Source organism: Ekhidna sp., from assembly GCF_965227465.1.
Taxonomy (GTDB): domain Bacteria; phylum Bacteroidota; class Bacteroidia; order Cytophagales; family Cyclobacteriaceae; genus Ekhidna.
In genome coordinates, this window is the sequence record NZ_OZ245746.1 from 4,021,709 (window position 1) to 4,038,724 (window position 17,016).

Genomic DNA, 17,016 nt, shown 5'->3' on the forward strand with positions numbered 1-17,016 from the left:
TTAGTTTTGACATTTCAATTTAAGGGATCCCTCCATTGTGAAAATATCTTCACTTAGGTTTTCATACAACATCTTTACCCGGGCACCTGACCCAATAAAATAGATCGCATCACTTATCAGCTCATCGCGGTACGATTGATTTGCTCTCACCAGTTTGGCCAACTGATTTTTGTCAACCAAAGAAGAATCAATAGCATCATCCACAAATGAGATCAATGGCCAACCGATTTTGGAATAACTCTCTGTATCATAAAAAAGCCTGACGGCCTGATCAGAGTTGATATCCACCACGTCCACTATTCCTTCAATATTTGAATAATAGGCTAATAGTTTTTCCTTGATTTCCTCATCCAACAATCCAATATTTCCACTTGATTTAATGTCGTCAAAAGCAGATACACTTGGTTTGAACGTGAATGTCACAAGGGAAACAGAAGCGAGCATTTCGTTTGCGATTTCTAGCGGGTCCAATGCCTCTTTCTGCAGTAATCCCAATAGTTTATTACTGTGGTGAATACGTTCATTCGTTTCGTGAATAAGTCTTTCTAGCTGGTGTTGGTCCTGTCTCACATCTTCCAAAAGCTTACAGTAGTAGACATTTTTCTTATTCTGCAGTTTTCGGTTTTCATTGAGGTTATTCAGTTGTATTGCAATGAAAATCCCAATGACAACAAGAAAGATCTCTCCAATGGCATATAATAGGTATGAGGTTATCTTTTTTGAGTCCATAAGCTTGCGGCGGATTTTTCGGAGGAGGAAGAGCATGTTCCTATATGATGATTAGGCGATTGGTGGATTTATTCGATTGAAGATAGTAAATTCTAATTCACCCCTTTGAATTTCTATGGAAATACTATCCTCAATAAAGCTCCTTATTAACAAAAGGAATCAATGCTAAAATGACTGCTTGTTCGTAATAAGCGGTTCTTCCCAGCAATCCATTGGTGAGTGAGCCTACTGCCCCGCCTTTTTGTTTCGAGTTATGATCTTCAAAAACCTGATCGTTGGCATGCCCAAGTTCTACACCTTGAAGGACTAGCGCTCTGACTTTTGGGGGCAGGAAAAACGTGCTCGTTCTGGACTGACCCTTTTGGTTCTTTGCAAGAATGACCACCCATGCAAAAGCTTCCATGCCAGCATTGGTATCTTCAATTCCACCCTCAATGCCTACCCAGAAATTGGCATGAGGAAATTCGTTTTTGATATGCTGTGCACGGTTTTTGGCGCCTTGCATAGTTTCTACATTGGTCATGGGCTGATCAGCCACACCTGAATGAGCGGCGACTCCTTCCACACTGATTTCTTCATTCGGGAATACCTGATTAAACCCAATTTGGGTACAATCAATTTTTACAGGATTCTTAGAGGCAACAATGACTTTCATATTGTTCTAAGTGATTAAAAATAGATTTTGCGAAGTAGGAACAACATTACTTAAGGAGGTATTGATCAATTTGAAGAATTAGTGCTTTTGATGATTCACTGCTATACTCCATTTCATCCCTTGTAAGAGTGAAAAGTATCCTTTTGAAATTACTCAAACCTTGAAAGGAGGCAGCAAGATGACCATAATCTACATTGCTCCAAACTAATGAATCGATAAGAGGACCCTGATCATGCAGTGGCGTGGATCCAAAAGTGTAGGTGTTGACATAAGTGGCGAGTTTGCCTCTGTAATCATTAGTGATGCGTTCTACCAGGTTGATTTTGGAAAATTTCTGATTGTAAAAATTTTTTATTTGTGTTCTTAGTGTGTCTGGTAAGATTTCAATTAAACCAGAATTGATCAAGCTATTGTAGTTGTTTGTATTGTATCTCAAAGGCTCAGTCCAGTTGGGGTTAAACTCACTTCGCACAATTTTCAATAATGTATCTATTGTTGAAGAAGGCTTAGCCACTCGGTCTCTTAGCCGCTCATTTAAGAGGTATTGATGCTTAACTTCAGAGATTCGATTATGGATTAAAAGTGTGTCTTGTGCTAAGTCATCTCGAAAGGCAGTGATCGTTTCTTTTAATCTATTTCTGGCTTTTATTTCTTCATTTCTGTTATTGATGCTCACCGCAATCAAGATCCCAATAACCACTAATACGATCTCACCGATAGCATAGAGCAGGTAGGTAGTGACTTTATTCTTTTGCATAAGCTTTCGGCGGATTTTGCGGAGGAGGAAGAGCATGTTACGATTTGATGATTAGGCGATTGGTGGATTTAATCGATTGAAGATAGTAAATGAACCTGTCATTCCGAACGAAGTGAGGAATCTTTACATTCTTCCTCCTTTCTGTTTTTTAGTGGGTATTAAAATTGATGCTGTTCAAGCTGCTCCAGCATTTGGTTGATGGACGCTATGCCCTCCTGATACAGTTTTTTTTGAGTGTCAGACTGATATTGACGTGCGATGATTAATGTCTCGAGAGGCCGGTCTGCGAGTAAGGATTTGGTGTCAAGCGAAGGTATAGGCCTAGGGTCATCGCTGTATTGTTCGCTGGAAAAGCTGAAGGTATTGGACTGGCTCCATAGCGATGCGTATTTATCAAAAATCAATGGCTCATATTTATCACGTATGAAGTTGTTGGAAATATTCTCTCTGGCGATGATTTTCTCCGTGAGCGAGTAATACTCTCTGATTTTTTGCTGCAATTCATTTTCAAAAAGTGTGAGACCGCCGGAATTGTCAAGGGCATTGAACCCTGTTTCATTGGGAGCAAAATTGTACTCAAGAATGAGCGAGACGATGTAGTTGCTAGTGCTCGAATCAACCGGGTCAAGTGTTTTGAACTGACGAAACAACCGAATGCAGGAGTTAATGTTAGCCTCCATTTGGTCATTCAACTCTTTTAAATCAGCCAAATCAGCTTTCATGTCCTCAATCAAAACTTGCTTGTGTACTTCTGCAGTATTTTCAAGCTTCCTATTTTCATTCCAGTTATTTAGCATAAAAGCACCTAGAATACCGATGGTAATCACCAGAATTTCCAGCAGGTACTCAGGCCATTTTTGTGAGAGGGTTTGAAAAATTCGCTTCATTGATTTGAAATTTCTTGTTCAATCTTTTTGATAATCTTGTTTCCAAGCTCAATGATTGCTTTTCCATCCCTGACATTAAAAGCAAGGTTCGCTTTTCGATGTGCCAGCACATCAAGGAAGCGCCTGTCGGTAAAAAGTCCTTTATAATTACTCGGAAAGTAATCATCTGATAGATTTCCATGAATTTTACTGAAAGCCCAGTTTTTGTAGAGATTATTGGCCAGGACGTACTCAGAAAGAACTTCTGTCGTAAGTGACATTTGGTTTTCAATTCGGTCTTGCTCTTCCAGCATTTCGGCTACCAGCCATGGCCATTTTATCAAAGTTTCTTTGAGCTCACTATTCGAAAGATTAATGATTCCTCCGGAACTAAAGAGCATATCCAGACTACTAAATTCATTATTGAAACGATATGAAATATAGAGGTAACTCAATAGACTATCCAATTCGCTATCCCGATTCTCATACTCTTTATTTTCAATTCTCAGATAGAGGGTATCAATGACTTGCAGGATGTTTGACCTTACTTCCTGAATGGTTTTTATCTCCTCGATGCGTGTTTCAAAGTCGCTTCTAAGATTGGTCAGTAGTTCTACTTCTTGTTTTCTTGTCTTTCTATTCTCGTTCCAGTTATTCAAGGAAAAGGCCCCCAAAATACCTATGGTAATCACTAGGATTTCAAGGAGGTATTCCGGCCATTTTTGAGAGAGGGTGGATAAGATGCGTTTCATAGGCGGTGCGTCATTCCGGTTTTCGAAGTGTAACGAAGAAATACCGGAATCTCTTTTCGGTTAGTGACCTAATTTAATTAGATTCCCTTGAACTCGGTTATCGCTACCATCAGAAATGACGTTCGTGATTTGCCATTCATGTAAGCAGGTCTGACACTTTCTCAGTTTTTCCCTACCTTTCTATTCCTATCAATCAGAATTATTCCTATGCTAAAAAAATCGATTTTTTACCCTGTTCTTTTATTCATTCTGACCCTGTCAGCTGTTAGCGTTCATGCTCAGAAAAAAGATGAAGAAAAGAAACCTCCTGTTTATGATGTAGCCTGGAACAGTTTTTCATTTCGTTCCATCGGACCGGCTTTTACCTCTGGACGAATAGCCGATTTTGCTGTCAACCCTGATAATCCAAGTGAATTTTATGTAGGCACAGCGGCAGGCGGAGTATGGAAAACCACCAACCGGGGACTCAGCTTTGACCCAATCTTTGACGACCAGGGCTCCTACTCCATTGGCGTGGTAGAAATGGACCCGAATAACCACAATGTTATCTGGGTTGGAACAGGTGAAAACAATAATCAGCGAAGTGTCTCCTATGGGGATGGCATCTACAAAAGTGTGGATGGAGGGAAAAGCTGGGAGCACAAGGGACTAAAGAATTCGGAGCACATTGGGATGATTGCCATTGATCCAACCAATTCAGATGTCGTGTATGTAGCAGCAACCGGACCGGTATGGAGTGCAGGTGGTGATCGTGGACTGTTTAAAACCACAGACGGTGGCGATAACTGGGACAAAATCCTTGAAATCAGCGAACATACCGGAATTCATGAGGTACATCTAGATCCAAGAAACTCCAACGTCATTTATGCAGTAGCTCACCAAAGAAGGCGTCATGTGTTCACCTACATCAGCGGTGGACCTGAGTCATCTGTTTATAAATCAACGGACGGAGGAAAGAATTTCAGAAAGATAACAAAAGGACTCCCTGGTGGGGATCTGGGCAGGATTGGGCTTGACATCTCTCCCGCCAATCCGGATGTGATCTACGCAGTGGTTGAGGCACAAGAAGATAAGGGCGGTTTTTACCGATCTACTGACCTGGGAGAATCGTGGGAAAGACGCAGTGACTATTCTTCAAGCGGAAATTACTATCAGGAAGTCATTGCTGATCCGGTGGATGTGGATCGTGTGTATGTGATGAATACGTTTGCCGGTGTTTCGGACGATGGGGGGAAAACCTTTAATAATGTGGGAGAGAAAAACAAGCACATTGATAATCATGCGTTATGGATAGATCCAAATAACAATAATTACCTACTCAACGGAAATGATGGTGGGGTGTATGAATCCTGGGATCAGGGAAAAACATGGCGCTTTTTTCCTAACCTGCCGGTGACACAGTTTTATAAGCTAGGCGTTAGTACAGATTACCCGTTTTACTATGTGTACGGTGGTACGCAAGACAACTTTACAATCGGAGGCCCTTCTCAAACAACGGAGACCACAGGCATAACCAACCGAAACTGGTTTGTGACGACCTTAGGTGATGGTTTTGAGCCACATGTGGATCCTGAAAATCCGGATATTATTTACAGTCAGTCGCAATACGGCAACCTGTCGCGCTTTGATAGAAAAACCGGAGAGACGCAGAACATTGTTCCACAGCCACCGGATGGAGATTATTCGTACAACTGGAACTGGGATGCTCCACTTCTAATCAGTAATCATGATAACAAAAGACTTTATTACGCTTCTGATCGGCTACATAGAAGCGATGACCGGGGGCAAAGTTGGAAAGAAGTAAGTGGCGACCTGACCAGACAAATGGACCGGAACCAGCTTAAGGTGATGGGCAAAATCTGGCCGATGGATGCTGTGGCTAAAAATGCATCTACTACGGAATTCGGGAATATTGTTGCTATTGCCGAATCGCCTTTGGATGAAGACTTGCTTTTTGCTGGAACGGACGATGGATTAGTACATATCTCATCAGATGGTGGTGAAAACTGGACACGATATAGCTCTTTTCCAGGCGTACCTAATATGACCTATGTGAACGAAATCATTGCTTCTGCGCACGATGAGAACACCGTTTATGTTGCTTTCAATAATCACAAACGGGGGGATTTTAAGCCGTATCTATTGAAAAGTACCAACCTTGGACAAAGCTGGACTTCAATAAATGCTAACCTTCCTGAAAGGGGTTCTACCTATGCAATCGCTGAGGATCCGGAGGCTCAAAATTTATTATTTGTTGGAACAGAGTTTGGATGCTTTGCCACATTAGATGGTGGTAAATACTGGAAGAAGCTTTCTAAAGGATTGCCAACCATCGCCGTTCGCGATATCAATATCCAAAAAAGAGAAAAGGATTTGGTACTTGGTACTTTTGGACGGGGCTTTTACATCATGGATGACTATTCAGCTCTGCGTGATTTGTCGAATGAGTTATTGGGAAAAGAAGCGCATATTTTCCCGGTTTCAGAAGCTTTACAGTATGAACCTTACAGTCCGATTGCAGCAAGTAAAACCATCTCATGGCTAGGACCAAAGGGGTTCCAGGGGGAAACCTACTACCTGGGAGAAAATCCTCCGTTCGGTGCAGCTTTTACTTATTATTTGAAAGAAAAGTATTCAACGCTCAAAGACAAACGGGAAAAAGAGGAAGGTGAGAAAAGAAAAGATGGAGAGAATGTTTTCTATCCTAGTTATAATCAGCTCAAGGCAGAGAAAGAGGAGGAAAAATCTTTTTTAATCTTTACGATAAGAGACGCGAATGGTGAATTTGTCAATGAAATAAGGACCGGTGCTTCAGAAGGGATTAACCGCGTACACTGGGATTTGAAATATCCTGCCATCGATCAGGTACAAACCAATCTAGCAGACCCATCAAAGAATCTCCCATCAGGGATTATGGTGCTACCGGGTACTTATTCGGTGGAATTGGCGAAAAGTATCGATGGTGAGGTGACGCAACTGGTGGAACCAGTCACGTTTGAAGTGAAAACCTTGGATAACCGCACCATACCACCTGCTGATCCTGCAGCTATGCTCGCTTTTCATCAGCAGCTCATGAAGCTCTCGAAATCAGCCAATGGGGCAAGAAGAGCTTACAACCAATTACAGGAGGCCTTGAACTATTACCAGGCTGCTGCACGAGTTGTGAACAGTTCTTCTCTGAACGAAAAGCTGGATATGCTGGAAGAAAAGCTCGAGGAGATTCAAATAACTATGTACGGGGATCCAATCAAGCGGCAATTAGAAATTGATCAGGCCCCTTCACTCAGTAACCGAGTGAACACAGCAATCTATACGGGGACCTCTAGTTTTGGTGATCCTACCGGTACTTCTAAGCAGGTGAAGCAGATTGCCGAAAAATACCTTGACCCGGTTATCGCAAGTTTGAAGCAGATTATGAGCGAAGATGTGCCGGCCATCAATGCAGAGTTGGATGCGAATCAGGCTCCATGGACACCAGGAAGAATTATTGAGATCAAAGATTAAATAATAAAGCAGCAGGCCCTCGGCTTGCTGCTCTATTTTTCGTTTGATTTCCAGGTCGTATTTCGACGGTCAAATGGATTAATGTAATGCAAACCCACTTAATACTAAGCAAGCTTCTGCTGCATAAGTATAATACCAATCCATAGCTTCGTCATTTGCATATTCAAGATCATAAACAGTTACAGCACTAGCCATGATAAAATTATCTTCAACCAATATCTTTCCAATCATACTACTGATTTCATCTTGATACTCGTCGAATCGTGTAAGATTGAAATCTTCCTGATAATAATTATAGTCTCTGGAAGTGTAATTCCCTGTTTTTCTTAAATACCAGGTCATATCTTCTTTGATGGTTTCAAAGAAATATACTTTGCTGTCTATGGCGCCTTCAAATGAGTCGTCATGATCAACAAGGATATCTAAGGTGACATTTTCTGAAGGGCTGTAGGCGGTAAGAAACCCATCGTCAGGGTCATAGTCAAAAGGCATTTCTCGCGGTATGGCAAAAGTTGCTCCTGAGTAGTAGTCTTCGTAAACATCTACCATGATCTCAAAAATATCTTGTCCTGATGCGTTTTTGCCATACTGACGATATTGATCAATAATTTCTTGATGATTGCTTAATGCAGTTTTATAGATATTCTTTAAGTAGTCTGAGAATATGTAATGTATCTCTTGATCATGGTTGCCATTACCGATTATCTTATTTTCCGCTCTAGCATTTTTTAGGAAAGGCGCTCTTGATCGACCTAGCGCAATAGATTCTTTTGAACTAAACAGGCTATTTACGTACTGGGCAGAAATTCCCCAATTCAATCGTTGAACCCCTTGCCTAAGACCCCCATCTGCGATTGCGATTAATCTTCCGTCGGCATCCAGTATTGGAGATCCGGAATCGCCATGCTTAATGGGATCACCAAGCCTTACAATAGTGGCCTGTGGTTGCGGGTATTGATTGGAGAGTAATAAATTATAAGGAGTAGTACCAGGGGCAATGATGGAGGTCAGTTTGAAAAAATTACTGGCCAGACCCATTGGTAAATCAATGATCTCCGGCGTTGCAGTATACCCATATATATAGTAGTTTAAATCTGATCTAGGGGTTTGTGAGGAGAGACCAACATATGGCAGGTTTAATGGGGATTTTAACTCTAGTAATGCCAGGTCAGACTCTTTGTGTACTTTGACGATTTCGGCACCAACGGCTTTTCCTAAGTATTTGGAATAGACACTGATATTTGGTAGTCCAGCGACAACATGAAGTGCGGTCACAACTTGGTCTTTACCTCCGACAACTACTCCAACTCCACGAGGAGTTCCGTCAACTTCAATCTGAATAACAGACGGATGAAAAGATGAGGGTTGTGCGATTAAAGAAGATTGAAGCGTAAAGCAAATCAAAGAAAGGAATAGCATTCTCATAGGTAGTGAGTTTTAGGTGGAACAGATAATTTTTTGAATGATAGCGAGTAATTCTGACTGGTCGCTTTGGTTGGTCCAGCTAAGAATTTCATTGGCCATAATGGAAAGCTCTATCATTTCTGAATTTCGCATGTTGTCCAATGATGTACTTGCGTCACTTGGGATAATTAATTGATCAAATTCTTTGCAAAAATTTTCGTAATTGACGTCTGGTTTGGCCAAATGACAAATCAAATCATTTACTGACTGCATGATGAGCTTTTGTGCTGTAGGCTTATCGTTATAATTGGATAAAATATTTGCATAAGCCTGAATTGTAGGATTCATTAATTGAAATCCATCCAGTGTGTTTTTTGTATCTCCATTATATTTTTCAAGACTCAATGAAATGCAATAGTTCTGCATTTCTTCTTTTGAGAACAAAAAACCACTTGCAGAACTCATCGTGTTGCTATCTACTTTTTCGAGGTTACCTGTCTCATCCGGCAAGAGTTTTAACCGGTCATATACGACATACTTTTTAGCTTCATTTTCGGTATACCCTGCTTCAATCCACTGATCAACCTGAGCCTTAATACTTATGCCGAGCACATTATGTGTTCGGAGGAGCACTCCACCAACTATAGCAAGGGCACAGGCAACACCGAAACTTCCGGTTCGGAGACTCATCGCTAAGAGGTCGTCAGTTGATGTTTCCCCCTTTTTAAACAGACTTCCCTGAAGCCCTAAAAATGCCCCTAGTAGTGCAGCTAATGTGCCTAGTATGGTTTTGACAACAGGCGAAACGGATAATCCGGCAATTATTCCAATTAATAAGCCAAGGCCAATGCCGGCAAACACTTGATTGCGTAGCAGTCTTTTATTTTGCATTTTGTGATAGGTTGGTTTTGAAAGATAATAGATTTTTTATCTAATACATCATAGGTAACTAAATGATAGGTTTCACTAGGGTGCAGGCGTTGAGCATTGATGCTGTGGCTGTCATACCTGAATCAAATGGAAAACGAGGATAATGGCAATTAACAAACTTTAGCTGTCATTCCTGCGCATGCAGGAATCTCATCTATTGTAATCCTGAACATCATCATATAGATCCTTCCATTCTGGATTCCTTTCATTTATTACATTCTCCTTGTATGCTCTCTTCCATTTCTTGATTTGCTTTTCTCGAGCAATCGCAGTTTCAATGTCCTCAAAAAATTCATAATAAATTAAATCTTCGCAGTTGTACTTATTCGCAAAAGAGGAACCCTCGCCTTGTTTGTGTTGATATATTCTTGACTGAAGATGACTGGTCACGCCAGTGTAAAGAACCGTTCGGTTCTTATTTGTGATGATGTAGATATATCCACCTTTTGACATTAGTGACCAAAATTATTGAGATTCCTGAACTCCGCTGGCGCTGCATCAGGAATGACGGGCTAGTTCAACGACTGACTAATCAACAACACACTAAATCGAAAGCCAATTCTTCCTCCTGTGCGAATAAGCAGGTGCTAGTGACAATAGATAATATGACGATGTAAAGTCGCATAAGCGTCAGGTTAGCTCCTGAATTTACCGGAAAACGGGGAGAAGGGCAATTGCTAAACTTTGAACGTCATTCCGGTTTCCGTAGAGTAGCGAAGGAATACCGGAATCTCATGAATCATATCTGTATTAATTTCATGAGATTCCTGAACTCCGCTGCGCTTCATCAGGAATGACGGGTAAGAAAGGAATGACGTCTCAGTTTAACAGCTGTGAGATTAGAGAAACCGAAAATATCGTCAACATAAACCACCCTATAAACCCTTGAATAATTGCCAGATATCTGGGCAATCCTTTAATCGGGATTTCTCCGAAACCAAGGGTCGTGAAGGTGTTGATAGAAAGCATCACCGCGTTAAGGACTTTGATGAAGAGGTCGTATAAAAATGCGAACAGAAACGCTCCGATCACTAAGGTCGATTTCATCCAGCGCTGAGAATTTGGTGTATTTTCCCAAGTGCCCTTCAAAACATCTACTTTGCCAAGGAACCCAGAGACCAAACGGGTTCCGGACACTGACCATTTATACAGTGGCAGAGCTACGGCATAAAAGAATCCTGGTGCTTTTTTCCCATGTTTCTCGAAGTACGCTTTGAATTCTTCAAAGGGCACAAGCTCTTCTTTTTTCTCTTCCAGATAGACCTCCTTCACACCATCTTCCTGCTTGGAGTACTTTAGAAAAAATCGCAATCGATTCATGATACGGAAGCGTCCGTGACTGTCCCAGTGATTTGGGAAAAACAGATAGATAAATGCAAAGGCCAGAATTACGTAAACAGAAAAAATTATCGCCTTTGCTGGCTTTGTACCATAATTAGAAAATGTTTTGAGAAATTGATTGACTTTCCAGGTAAAGAAAGAGTCGAATGAAAGTTCTTGTTTATATTCAAAAGCAAGCCTTTCTGTCTCCAAATCCTTCATCGCGACATATGCCGAATTCGCAAATTTGGTATCATGTATGCTTTTGTAATAATCATGAAAATTACCAAGCAGCTTCTTCTCTTCTTTGAATACCTCCTCATTCTCAATTCGAAAATATTGCAGGTAATTCTCATTTATGGAGTCGTGCTCATAAAACCGAAGTAGATCATTCCTTTCATTCGGTACATTAAGGGTTGGTCTATATTTTGAATTGAAGGGTTTTTGTGATATTAATCCACTTTCAAACTGATCCCAATCAATAATTAATTTATCCGAGTCAAGGTCAACGTCAATTAAAATAGGCTTTGGGAAGTTATTGCCAGTTACCTCATACATATATGTGCTCTCGGAGGGATTTATGTTGGCTAGAACTATTAATTCATCAAACTGATTATCAGTAATGGATAGCGTTAAGGTGTTCCTTATACCCAAGGGAAAGAGACTGTTTCCGAAGAAGGTATTGTTGATGATTTCAACTATTGTCTGGTTATTGAAAAATAGACTGCCTCCACCATATTTTTCGTTTGCCATATACACAGTGGAATTGTATAGTTTGAAGCCATTTTTTCTTTTGATTTCCTCGTTGTTTAAGGAAGCTAAATACTCCAAACTTGATTCAAATTCACTTGAAACAATATCGTAAGAGGGTGCTTCGCTGGGGAAAAGTGTGTTGATAACTGATTCTTCTGAGACTCGAAATGCAACATAATCCTTGAATAGACAATTGGCTATTAAGCCCTGATATGGATTGGTTACCATGACTAGTTGATGAAAAACTACTTTGTAAATAGCGGTATACTTTTTCCCAAAACTCTTATAATCCAATTTAGCAAAATGGACATTATCCAGAAATAGAGCTTTAGTTATATGGAGTGTGTCCGCTCTATGAAATCGGTATGAATATTCACCATTATCTCCGACTTCATAGTCGAAAGTATACACTGAATCATCTTCAGATTTATGCTTGATTATGGCATTCTTAAGTCTAAATACAGAGTCCTGTTCATCCTCAATCATTTGAAAAAACTCTGTGAAGCTGTACTCAGTGTATTTGATTTCTTCCTCTTGGGCATATATACAAGAAGCAGTAAATACCGTAATTAGCATGATAATCAGGCGCATGAGGGTTAGGTTAGCTCCTGAATTTACCGGAAAACGGGGAGAAGGGCAATTCATCACCCACCCCTTTCTCCCCTCCAGGGAGGGGATTAGATTCTCTTTCAATTTCAAGACTCGCCTCCTTGGAGGGGCTGGGGGTGGGTTCTAGTTAAGCAGTTGACTAATCAAACTCACACTAAATATGGTCAACATAAACCACCCGATAAACCCTTGAATAATCGCCAGATACCTAGGCAAGCCTTTGATCGGGATCTCTCCAAAACCGAGCGTGGTGAAGGTGTTGATGGAAAGCATCATGGCGTTTAGGACTTTGATGAACAGGTCGTAGAGCAGGGCGATGATGAAAGCGCCGAACACCAAAACGTACTTCAGCCATTTTTTGGATGTGGGTGTCTCATCCCAGGTTCCTTTTAATACATCCACTCTGCTTAAAAACCAGGATGAGATTTTGCTTCCAGAAACCGCCCATCTATATAGCGGAAAACCCGCAGTTATGAAAAATCGGGGAACCCGTTGACCCTTTTCATGAAGGAGTTTTTTGAAGTCTTCATAAACCAGTAGGTCGCCTTTCTTATCCTCCATATATACTTCATGCATGCCAGCTTTGCTGTCTACGTATTTCAGGAAAAAACCAAAACGATGAAGGATTCTATTTTTACCATGACTGTCCCAGCTATTGGGGAAGAACAGGTAGATCGCTGCGAAGAATGCGATGACATAGACTGCAAAAACAATGGCTTTTGACGGCTCTGTACCATAGTCTGAAAACAGCCTTAGAAACTGATTGACCTTCCATTTGAAGTACGTCCTGAAACTTTGGTCTTGCTGATATAAATAACCGAGTCGTTGGGTTTCCAAATCCTTCAGTTCGAGGAAGGCTGCATTGGCAAATTCTGTATCGTGCTGGCTCTTGTATAGTGCATGAAGCTTCCCAAGTAATTTGGTTTCCGCTTTGAATGCCTGAGTATTTTGATGTCGATAATCTTCCAGGTAGTTGGTCATTACAGAATCAATATTTCCAAGATGATCCAATTGTTCTCGACTTACAGCCCCTAAACTTCTCAGATAATCGCGGTATGGACTATGGCTAATTAGGCCAGCACTTAGCTGTGGCCATGCGATGCTATTCTCCTGTTTTATTTCTGAAAGACGTAACCGAACCGGATGGTTAATTGTATTTCCTTCCATGATTAAAGCCTGAAAAGGAAGGTCAGATCCAATTACTATGTCTAGCCGATTCTTGCCGAAATCATTGCCATCAAGTTCGAACATTGAACCTCCAGGTGCAAGAATGCGAACTTGACCATCTCCCTCAAAATCACAATTAGAAACCCAAAAATTTAAAAGTGATCCAACCCAGTAGGCGTTTTGCGAAAGAGATTGATCTATTGGATAAATAGTGGACTCCATTATGATAAATTGAGCTGGGATTATGTCATTTTGATTTCGATCATAGGAAGTTCTTAAGAGGTGCCCCTTATTAAATACACACTTAGTAAACGTAATTGAGAGATACCACACACGTCCCAAATACGAGTGATACACTTCCTCAAGTCCTTGATCGAATTCAACTTTAACCGCTTGATTAAAGGTGCAAGATTCAAAAAAGGCAAATGAATTCTTTAAGCGCACTTCTTTATTGAATACGATGTAGTAGAATGTTTCTGTATTATCAAAACTCCCGCTCACTCTATAAAAAAAGACGTTCTCAAAGTGTAATTCCTTATTAATCTGGATGGTGTCTTTTCTGATATAAACACTATCATGGACGTGAGCACTGGTTTTGGCATAGGCCTTATCCGTGAGGCTATCAAAAACGATCGCAGCGTTTTTCAAAGTGAAGATGCTGTCCTCTTCAGCTTCGATCATCTGGAAAAACTCAGAGTAGGAATATTCTTTGAACTCAATCTCCTCCGTTTGCGAAAGGCAATTATGAGCGAGAAAAAAAAGCAAGAGCAGACCGGAAAATCTCATTGGGGGATTCGGTTGGTTCCTGAATTTACCGGAAAACGGGGAGAAGGGCAATTAACAAACTTTAGACGTCATTCCGGTTTCCGTAGAGTAGCGAAGGAATACCGGAATCTCATGAATCATATCTGTATTAATTTCAAGAGATTCCTGAACTGCGCTGCGCTTCATCAGGAATGACGAGTAAGAAGTGAAGGACGCCCTAGTTTAAAAGCTGACTGATCAAACTCACACTAAATATCGTCAACATAAACCACCCGATAAACCCTTGAACAATCGCTAGATATCTGGGCAGTCCCTTGATTGGAATTTCGCCGAATCCAAGGGTGGTGAAGGTGTTGATCGAGAGCATGATGGCATTGAGGACTTTGATGAAGAGGTCGTAGAGCAAGGCGATAATGAATGCACCGATAACCAGTGCTGATTTAAAGACCCGACCTTTCTCCGGCACGTCACTCCACTTGCCATTAAGCACATCGATCTTGGAGAGAAACCACCCAGAGAGTCTGGAGCCCGAGACCGACCATTTATACAGCGGAAGTGCCGTGGCATAAAAGAATTTGGGAGCTGTCTTGCCTTCTCTCTCTAGCACTTCCCGAAACTCATGAAAGGGAAGTAGTTCTTTTTCCTTTTCCTCCTGATATACTTCACTGGCTCCTTCGTTTCGGTTCAGGTATTTCAAAAAGAAGCGATACCGATCCATAATGCGGGTACGGCCATGCGCATCCCAGGAATTTGGGAAGAAGAGGTAAATCAATGCGAAGAAGGCAATGACGTATACGGCAAAGACGATGGCCTTTGAAGGTCTCGTTCCATAGTCAGCAAACAGTTTTAGGAATTGATTGATTTTCCATTGGAAGAACGAATCGAAAGTAGGATTCTCCTGATAGATATAGGCGAGATTGGCCGTCTCCAGGTCTTTCATTTCTATGAAAACTCCATTGGCAAATTTGGCGGCATGTTGTTGACGATAATGGTTGTAAAGTTTCCCTAACAACTTCATCTCATCCCGATTCACTTTTGCATCTTTGATTCTCGCCGAATTGAAATAGTATTCAATGTTCTTGGTTGAGTAAAAATCATCATCATGAATAAAATCTTCCAATGAATCAATCTTGTAAACGGTGCGGTAATCATAAAACAAATTATATGCATCCCTATTTATAATTCCATTTCTGAACTGATCCCAATCGACGTTATCATCCTCCTTCAAGACGGGAAGGGTCATAAGAATAATATTGTCGAAGTTATTTTGGCTGATTTCAATTCTTTGGATAGGCCCCTCAGTTCCTATTTGCATCGAGACTTGTTGCTTTCCAAATTGATTTCTATCAATGTTGAGTTGATCTCCCTCCAATGCACGAATGATCAATGGTCCTTCTCCTAGAAACGTACAATCTGTAATCCAAAAGTTAAATTGTTTCCGGTACCAAAAGCTATTTCCTAAACCATCTTTAGCCGGATGAATAATACATGAAATTAATCCCCAATTCGTGTTAATATATTCGTTGGTTAGAGAAGAATAGTCCACTCCTCCGAAAAAAGTCGAATTCTTGATATCGTTCCACGACGCAAATCCTGATTGAATCCATTGGTCTTTGACAACTGGATATCTGTCATCGTATTTCACATTAAATAATTTATCGAAGACACAACGATCCACAGATAGCAGGTCGCAATTCTTTAGCCATACTTCTTCTAAGAATCGAATTTGATATAGTGTTGATCTGAGCCTTCCTTTCCCTTCACTGGGATTACTAAGTGAATCCGGGACGGAATTGCTAAAAAGTACATTTTCCAATCGAACCTCCTTCGTAACAGCGATGGTATCTTCTCTGTTAAAATTTTTTTCGGTTCCAAGTTGGGTTAAAAAGAAGAGCGAGTCTTTGGGGTCACCGTATTTTATGATCGCATTTTCAAGTCTAAAAACCGAGTCGGTCTCCTCTTCGATCATCTGGAAAAACTCTGTGTAGGAATATTCTTCGAACTCAATCTCCTCCTTCTGCGCCAGGCAATTGAGCGTGAGAAAAGAAAGCAAGAACAGACCGATAAATCTCATTGGGCAATCAGGTTGGCTCCTGAATTTACCGGAAAACGGGGAGAAGGGCAATTGAGCAAAGATTCTTTTGATCAATCCTTTACAAACAAATAGTCCATTTGATCATCTTGCAACACCCTATTTAAGGTGTTGTAAAAGTGCTTGTAAATAATGCCCTGATTGGGTGAGTTGGTAAGTCGGTTACTCCCGGAGCGAATTACGGACTTAAGCTCATCCAGGCTGATCCAATAGAAATCTTTCTTTTCTCTAAAAATGATAAATTTATCATCCAGTGGAATCATCGCCTGCCGAATTTCATCTCGTGATTTGTAAGGAAGATTGACCACATAGCTCCGATACACTCCATTCACAGCGGTGATATAAGCTTGCGGTCTAAATTTGAGATCGATTTCTGCTTTTCCATACACCATGCGGCATTCTTCAAAAAATTCTCTGACCGCAATCTCCTGTGGTGTTTCAAGCCGTGTCTCATTATTCAAACTCCCTACGATCTCCCTTCCGCCACCAAAATCAGTCCATCCCGGCTTGTCTTCGTCATAGCCTAATAATAAGTAAACCGTATCATCAATGACCGTATATGGTAGCACTCCTGCAGCAACCAACTTATCATCCTGGCCATTGGATTCGAGAGCTAATAGTCCAATTAAACAAATGATGATAGTTTTCATAAAATTTTCTTTGGGGTAATGTTAAATTTAGTCAGTTTTTAATTAGGAAATTCTGTGTGAAAT

Annotated in this window: 13 protein-coding genes; 1 reads left to right on the forward strand and 12 read right to left on the reverse strand. The window is 40.8% G+C overall.

Annotation, left to right across the window (positions count from 1 at the left end):
• The 5 genes from ACO05G_RS17760 to ACO05G_RS17780 all read right to left on the reverse strand — a co-directional run bounded on the left by ACO05G_RS17760 (position 1) and on the right by ACO05G_RS17780 (position 3,759).
• On the reverse strand, positions 1–729 hold the full coding sequence (locus ACO05G_RS17760; protein ID WP_421763950.1) for a DUF6090 family protein: 729 nt from the start codon (positions 727–729) through the stop codon (positions 1–3).
• A gap of 130 nt (positions 730–859) precedes the next feature.
• Positions 860–1,384 (reverse strand): inosine/xanthosine triphosphatase, encoded by a 525-nt coding sequence (yjjX, locus tag ACO05G_RS17765; protein WP_421763951.1) that lies wholly within the window; start codon positions 1,382–1,384, stop codon positions 860–862.
• Between the two features lie 46 nt (positions 1,385–1,430).
• A complete protein-coding gene (locus ACO05G_RS17770) occupies positions 1,431–2,141 on the reverse strand; it encodes a DUF6090 family protein (RefSeq protein ID WP_421763952.1) in 711 nt (236 codons plus the stop codon).
• A gap of 158 nt (positions 2,142–2,299) precedes the next feature.
• Positions 2,300–3,028 (reverse strand): hypothetical protein, encoded by a 729-nt coding sequence (locus ACO05G_RS17775; protein ID WP_421763953.1) that lies wholly within the window; start codon positions 3,026–3,028, stop codon positions 2,300–2,302.
• A complete protein-coding gene (locus ACO05G_RS17780; RefSeq protein WP_421763954.1) occupies positions 3,025–3,759 on the reverse strand; it encodes a DUF6090 family protein in 735 nt (244 codons plus the stop codon). The genes ACO05G_RS17775 and ACO05G_RS17780 overlap by 4 nt, the downstream gene beginning before the upstream one ends.
• Positions 3,760–3,966: 207 nt before the next feature.
• Between ACO05G_RS17780 and ACO05G_RS17785 the strand changes: the two genes are divergently transcribed.
• The gene (locus tag ACO05G_RS17785) at positions 3,967–7,263 is read left to right on the forward strand and encodes a WD40/YVTN/BNR-like repeat-containing protein (protein ID WP_421763955.1); all 3,297 of its coding nucleotides are present in this window, start codon (positions 3,967–3,969) and stop codon (positions 7,261–7,263) included.
• A gap of 78 nt (positions 7,264–7,341) precedes the next feature.
• On the opposite strand, the gene ACO05G_RS17790 is transcribed toward ACO05G_RS17785, so the two are convergent.
• The 7 genes from ACO05G_RS17790 to ACO05G_RS17820 form a co-directional block, all read right to left on the reverse strand.
• On the reverse strand, positions 7,342–8,688 hold the full coding sequence (locus ACO05G_RS17790; RefSeq protein WP_421763956.1) for a S1 family peptidase: 1,347 nt from the start codon (positions 8,686–8,688) through the stop codon (positions 7,342–7,344).
• 12 nt (positions 8,689–8,700) lie between these two features.
• Entirely contained in the window at positions 8,701–9,558 is an 858-nt protein-coding gene (locus ACO05G_RS17795) for a hypothetical protein (protein ID WP_421763957.1), read from the reverse strand.
• 189 nt (positions 9,559–9,747) lie between these two features.
• On the reverse strand, positions 9,748–10,050 hold the full coding sequence (locus tag ACO05G_RS17800; protein ID WP_421763958.1) for a GIY-YIG nuclease family protein: 303 nt from the start codon (positions 10,048–10,050) through the stop codon (positions 9,748–9,750).
• A gap of 366 nt (positions 10,051–10,416) precedes the next feature.
• Entirely contained in the window at positions 10,417–12,261 is a 1,845-nt protein-coding gene (locus ACO05G_RS17805) for an ion channel (RefSeq protein ID WP_421763959.1), read from the reverse strand.
• Positions 12,262–12,402: 141 nt separating this feature from the next.
• Positions 12,403–14,232, reverse strand: a complete 1,830-nt coding sequence (locus ACO05G_RS17810) for a potassium channel family protein (RefSeq protein WP_421763960.1) — start codon at positions 14,230–14,232, stop codon at positions 12,403–12,405.
• Between the two features lie 196 nt (positions 14,233–14,428).
• Positions 14,429–16,285 carry an ion channel gene (locus ACO05G_RS17815; RefSeq protein ID WP_421763961.1) on the reverse strand — a complete coding sequence of 619 codons (1,857 nt, stop codon included), beginning with the start codon at positions 16,283–16,285 and terminating at the stop codon, positions 14,429–14,431.
• Between the two features lie 71 nt (positions 16,286–16,356).
• A complete protein-coding gene (locus ACO05G_RS17820) occupies positions 16,357–16,953 on the reverse strand; it encodes a hypothetical protein (RefSeq protein ID WP_348283280.1) in 597 nt (198 codons plus the stop codon).
• Positions 16,954–17,016: the final 63 nt, after the last annotated feature.

Bases quoted from the DNA above. Each gene is read 5' to 3' on its own strand.
- ACO05G_RS17760 (WP_421763950.1), bottom strand. From the start codon at position 729: ATGGACTCAAAAAAGATAACCTCATACCTATTATATGCCATTGGAGAG.
- yjjX (WP_421763951.1), bottom strand. From the start codon at position 1,384: ATGAAAGTCATTGTTGCCTCTAAGAATCCTGTAAAAATTGATTGTACC.
- ACO05G_RS17770 (WP_421763952.1), bottom strand. From the start codon at position 2,141: ATGCAAAAGAATAAAGTCACTACCTACCTGCTCTATGCTATCGGTGAG.
- ACO05G_RS17775 (WP_421763953.1), bottom strand. From the start codon at position 3,028: ATGAAGCGAATTTTTCAAACCCTCTCACAAAAATGGCCTGAGTACCTG.
- ACO05G_RS17780 (WP_421763954.1), bottom strand. From the start codon at position 3,759: ATGAAACGCATCTTATCCACCCTCTCTCAAAAATGGCCGGAATACCTC.
- ACO05G_RS17785 (WP_421763955.1), top strand. From the start codon at position 3,967: ATGCTAAAAAAATCGATTTTTTACCCTGTTCTTTTATTCATTCTGACC.
- ACO05G_RS17790 (WP_421763956.1), bottom strand. From the start codon at position 8,688: ATGAGAATGCTATTCCTTTCTTTGATTTGCTTTACGCTTCAATCTTCT.
- ACO05G_RS17795 (WP_421763957.1), bottom strand. From the start codon at position 9,558: ATGCAAAATAAAAGACTGCTACGCAATCAAGTGTTTGCCGGCATTGGC.
- ACO05G_RS17800 (WP_421763958.1), bottom strand. From the start codon at position 10,050: ATGTCAAAAGGTGGATATATCTACATCATCACAAATAAGAACCGAACG.
- ACO05G_RS17805 (WP_421763959.1), bottom strand. From the start codon at position 12,261: ATGCGCCTGATTATCATGCTAATTACGGTATTTACTGCTTCTTGTATA.
- ACO05G_RS17810 (WP_421763960.1), bottom strand. From the start codon at position 14,232: ATGAGATTTTCCGGTCTGCTCTTGCTTTTTTTTCTCGCTCATAATTGC.
- ACO05G_RS17815 (WP_421763961.1), bottom strand. From the start codon at position 16,285: ATGAGATTTATCGGTCTGTTCTTGCTTTCTTTTCTCACGCTCAATTGC.
- ACO05G_RS17820 (WP_348283280.1), bottom strand. From the start codon at position 16,953: ATGAAAACTATCATCATTTGTTTAATTGGACTATTAGCTCTCGAATCC.